The organism is Protofrankia sp. CiP1_Cm_nod4, assembly GCF_982290645.1.
The window spans coordinates 15,421-16,050 of the sequence record NZ_CEVIVC010000113.1; the positions used below are offsets into that span (position 1 = coordinate 15,421).

The window sequence follows — 630 nt, forward strand, 5'->3', positions numbered from 1 at the left end:
GGCCCGCCGCGTCAGCCGAAGTCTCGGCACGTTGGCACCCACCGACACCGATCATGTTGCCGTCGTCGTACGCCGGCTGCTCCATCACAGATAGCGCAAGGCCACGCCCACATCCAGGTCCACATCAAGGTCCACGTCCAGTCAGCTGGTGCACGGAGACGCACCGCTCCCGTTCACGATCCTGTTCAGGAGGCGGCGAAACGGGCCCGCATCATCGGGGGCAGCAGCGTGGTCGCGGGGCCAGCCCGATAGAGGGCGGCGGGACGCCCGTTGGGCGTGGGCCGCTTGCGCCCGGTCGGCTCGATGAACCCGGCGGCGTCGGTGACCTTGCGGTGGAAGTTCGGCCTGTCCAGCTCGGCCCCCCAGACCACCTCGTACACCTCACGTAGCACACCGATAGTGAAATAATCATGACAGAAGGTGGTGGCGATCGTCCGGAACCGCAGCTCGTCCCTGGCCAGCTCCACCGCGTCACGCAGAATGTCGTCGTGGTCGAAGGCCAGCCCCACCTGCCGCGCCTCCGAGACGGCCAGCCACGTCGCCGCCCGCGCGTCCGAACCCGCGGTCGGTAGCGGCAGGCTGGGCGCGATGGCCAGGTAGGCGCATGTGATCACTCGCGGGATACGCGGA

Annotated in this window: 1 protein-coding gene; it reads right to left on the minus strand. The window is 68.4% G+C overall.

Annotation, left to right across the window (positions count from 1 at the left end):
- Positions 1-185 precede the first annotated feature (185 nt).
- A partial coding sequence (locus tag AC5LSR_RS18275) for an NUDIX hydrolase (RefSeq protein ID WP_493468725.1) occupies positions 186-630 on the minus strand: 445 nt, incomplete at its 5' end.